This is a genomic window from Halomonas sp. BM-2019, assembly GCF_017584085.1.
In genome coordinates this window covers 2,624,561-2,628,355 of record NZ_CP071922.1, presented here as the reverse complement: position 1 = coordinate 2,628,355, position 3,795 = coordinate 2,624,561, and the positions used below count along the sequence as shown (strand labels likewise).

At 67.8% G+C, this 3,795-nt stretch carries 4 protein-coding genes and 2 pseudogenes; 5 read left to right on the top strand and 1 reads right to left on the bottom strand.

The features are described 5' to 3' along the window. From J5F18_RS13160 to J5F18_RS13140, 5 genes and pseudogenes are all read left to right on the top strand, one after another. Window positions 1-364, top strand: a pseudogene (locus J5F18_RS13160) (molybdopterin molybdenumtransferase MoeA); the annotation flags it as partial. Window positions 365-374: 10 nt separating this feature from the next. Continuing rightward, window positions 375-1,217 carry a cyclic pyranopterin monophosphate synthase MoaC gene (gene moaC, locus J5F18_RS13155; protein ID WP_346299062.1) on the top strand — a complete coding sequence of 281 codons (843 nt, stop codon included), beginning with the start codon at window positions 375-377 and terminating at the stop codon, window positions 1,215-1,217. 4 nt (window positions 1,218-1,221) lie between these two features. After that, window positions 1,222-1,686 carry a molybdopterin synthase catalytic subunit MoaE gene (gene moaE / locus J5F18_RS13150; protein WP_346299061.1) on the top strand — a complete coding sequence of 155 codons (465 nt, stop codon included), beginning with the start codon at window positions 1,222-1,224 and terminating at the stop codon, window positions 1,684-1,686. 52 nt (window positions 1,687-1,738) lie between these two features. Further along, window positions 1,739-2,731, top strand: a complete 993-nt coding sequence (gene moaA / locus J5F18_RS13145; RefSeq protein ID WP_346302229.1) for a GTP 3',8-cyclase MoaA — start codon at window positions 1,739-1,741, stop codon at window positions 2,729-2,731. Between the two features lie 207 nt (window positions 2,732-2,938). Beyond that, window positions 2,939-3,229, top strand: coding sequence for a hypothetical protein (locus tag J5F18_RS13140; protein WP_346299060.1), 291 nt, complete (start codon window positions 2,939-2,941; stop codon window positions 3,227-3,229). Window positions 3,230-3,341: 112 nt separating this feature from the next. Here J5F18_RS13140 and J5F18_RS13135 read toward each other — a convergent pair. Beyond that, window positions 3,342-3,795, bottom strand: a pseudogene (locus J5F18_RS13135) (ribonuclease J); the annotation flags it as partial.

Here is a 3,795-nt window from a genome sequence, read left to right as displayed (position 1 = left end):
GGGCGAGCGGGGTGTGCCCTTCCTGGGCCTGCCGGGTAACCCGGTGGCGGCCATGGTGACCTTCCTGCAGTTCGCCGCCCCCCTGCTGGCCCGCCTGCAGGGCCGGGCGGCGTGGGAGCCCCCGCGGCTGGTCGCCCTTGCCGATCACGCGCTGAAGAGCCGCCCCGGTCGCGTCGACTACCTGCGCGGCATCTACCGCAGCGACGCCGACGGGCGGCTTCACGTCGCCGGCACCGGCGCCCAGGGCTCCGGCATTCTCTCTTCCATGGTGCAGGCCAACTGCCTGATCGAGATCGCCGCCGAGCGCCCCGGCGTTGCCGCCGGGGAGGCGGTCACCATCCAACCTCTGTTTCGATTCCCGTGAGGCCATGACCATGTCACTGACCCATCTCAACGTACGCGGCGAAGCCCATATGGTGGACGTCGCCGACAAGGCCGAGAGCCGCCGGGAGGCCACCGCCTCCGGGCGCATCCGCATGAAGCCCGAGACCCTGACCCTGCTGGCCGAGGGCGGGCTGCCCAAGGGCGATGTGCTGGCCACGGCGCGCATCGCCGGCATCCAGGCCGCCAAGCGCACCCACGAGCTGATTCCCCTCTGTCACGCCCTGGCCCTGACCCGGGTGGCCATCGACTTTCGCCTCGACGAGGACGAGAGCTTTGTGGAGGTCACCGCCAGCTGCCGCCTCAACGGGCGGACCGGGGTCGAGATGGAGGCCCTGACCGCCGTCTCGGTGGCCTGCCTGACCCTCTACGACATGTGCAAGGCGGTGGACAAGGACATGGAGATCGGCGCTATTCGCCTCGAGACCAAGACCGGCGGCGTCTCCGGGGACTATCGCCGGCTAGGGACCGCCGCTACGGCCGCCGCTACGGCCGTCGTCAGGGCCGCCGAGGGGCCCATCGTCACCGGCGAGGGGCAGGCCGGGGAAGTGGCGCTGGGCAGCCGCTGCAACCTCCCCGGTCCCTGCATCCGCGTGAAGTGCCTGGCTGAGCTGCGCGAGCGGCTCGGGGTGGGGGACGTCTCGGTGCCCCTTGCCGACCTGGCCAGCGCCGACGTTGCCGGCCTCAAGGCAGCCCTCAAGGCCCTGGATCCGTGCTTCTCGCGGCTCGACGAGGGCCGTGTGCTGTGCGCGGTGAACCAGGTCATGGCCGGTGACGACACGCCGCTCACCGATCAGGACGAGGTCGCCTTTTTCCCGCCCGTCACAGGAGGTTGATCCGATGGTCCACTCCCCCAGGATTCGCGTCCAGGAAGCGCCCTTCGACCCGGGTGCCGAGCAGCAGGCCCTGCTGGCGGGGCGCACCGATATCGGTGCCGTGGTCAGCTTTACCGGACTGGTGCGCGACTTCAACGAGACCCCGGAAGTCACCGCGCTGACGCTGGAGCATTACCCGGGAATGACCGAGTCCGCCCTGGAGGCCATCGTGGCCGAGGCCCGGGGCCGATGGCCGCTGGATGGGGTGAGCGTGATCCATCGGGTTGGACGCCTGGCCCCGGGAGACCCTATCGTGTTGGTAGTGGTCGCCAGCGCCCATCGACGGGCAGCCTTCGAGGCCTGCGACTTCATCATGGATTACCTCAAGACCCGTGCGCCCTTCTGGAAGAAGGAACATGCCACCGGCGGCGACTACTGGGTGGCGGAGCGCGACTCCGACCACGCGGATGCGCGTCGCTGGAAGGCCTGATAGGCCGGTCCGAACGGTGAGAGACGACGAGAGAGTGAGAAGCATGACTACGTTGCCCAGAACGCTGATCGACGACTTCGGTAGACGGGTGCGCTACGTGCGCATCTCGGTGACCGACCGCTGTGATTTCCGCTGCGTCTACTGCATGAGCGAGGAGATGACCTTCCTGCCTCGCGCCCAGGTGCTGACCTTGGAAGAGCTGGCGCTGGTGGCCCGGGCCTTCGTCGAGCTGGGTGTGGAGAAGGTGCGTCTCACCGGGGGCGAACCCCTGGTGCGGCGTGATATCGACTGGCTGGTCGGGGAGATCGGCGGGCTGCCCGGCCTGCGGGATTTCGCCATGACCACCAATGGTGCCAGCCTGCCGAGGCTCGCCCGGCGGCTCCGGGAGGGAGGCCTCAGGCGACTCAATATCAGCCTCGACTCCCTCGATCCCGAGCGCTTTCGCCGCCTGACCCGCACCGGGGAGCTCTCGCGGGTCATCGAGGGCATTCGGGCCGCCCGGGACGCCGGCTTCGAGCGCATCAAGCTCAATGCGGTGATCCTCAAGGGGCGCAACGATGACGAGGTGATCGACCTGGTCGAGTTCGCGCACCGCGAGGGCCTGGATATCAGCTTTATCGAAGAGATGCCCCTGGGCGATATCTCCGATCACCGCCGCGACGAGACCTACTGCTCCAGCGACGAGGTGCAGGCGCTGATCGAGTCGCGCTACCCCCTGGTGCCCACCGCCGAGACGACGCTGGGCCCCTCGCGCTACTTCCGCATGGCCGACAGCCACACCCGGATCGGCTTCATCTCGCCCCACAGTCACAATTTCTGCGCGACCTGCAACCGGGTCCGGGTCACCGTGGAAGGGCGCCTGCTGCTGTGTCTGGGCAACGAGCACTCCGTCGACCTGCGCCGGGTGTTGCGAGCCAACCCGGGCGATCTCGACGCCCTCAAGCACGCCATCGTGACGGCGATGCCCCTCAAGCCGGAACGCCACCACTTCACCACCGATGGCGATGTGCAGGTGGTTCGCTTCATGAACATGACCGGCGGCTAGGCCGGCCCCGGTACCGCTTGCTCTTCTTAACGGCGCCCGAGGGCGCCGTCTTCATGACGGTTTCAGCATGCCCCAGGGAGAAATGTTCCGGAGCCATTTGAAGCCATAAAGCAGCGACTTTCCTTGCCATTCGTTGGTACATGCATATACTTTTTCCTGACACACACGCGAAATACCCGTCTCGTATGACCAGTTCAGGAGGGGCAGATGTCCAGCGAATCCTTGGAGCGCATCGCTCGCAACAAGAACGTCGCCCGCGCCGCGGCACGTCAGCTCAGCATGGAACAGCTGCACAAGCTATCCGAGGTGATCGTCGAGGTAATCGAGCAGAAGAAGGACGAAGAGCGTCAGCGCCAGGAAGAGGAAGTTCAGAAGGAGCGCAAGCGCTCCGAGATCCTCGAGGCGATCAGCGAGGCGGGACTCTCCGTCGATGACCTGGTGGCCGAGCCGCCCCGCCGCAAGCGCGGTCGTCCGCCGAAGAACGCCAACAAGGGGTGATGGGCGTCGCCCGGTGACGGCCAGGCTCGCGGGCGGAGCCGCCCCCCGAGGAAGAGTCAAAAAAGCCGCTCGATGAGCGGCTTTCTCCTGTCGGGATTTTGCTGGCGGCGTCTCAGCCCAGGTCACTGGTGGAGGGTGCCTCGACGGCAAGGATCTGCAGGTGGATCTCCGGCAGGCGGCGCAAATGGTCGGCGAACCAGCGGACCAGTCGGGGCTGCAGGGACAGGCGCAGTTCGGCCAGGGTATCGGCCGTCAACGACTCGAGCGCCTCGTCCAGCCAGTCGGAGAAGGCCTCCTCGTCGATGGGGCTGGCCTGGCTGGCATCCAGCATCAGCCGGCCGATCCGGGTCCAGCCGCCCTCGCCGGTAGCGGTGACCGAGAGGGCCAGATAGAGGCTGCCATGCCGGGGTCCGCCGCCCTCGGTGCCGAAGCCGCGCAGCGGCGCCACGGCGTTCTGGCTGACGATGCACGGCGGCTGGGGGTGGCGGGCCTCGAGGGTCAGGCCCTCGGCGTCCAGGCGGATCAGGTCGCCGTTGAGCGGCACCAGCGGCGCCCGGATGCCCAGC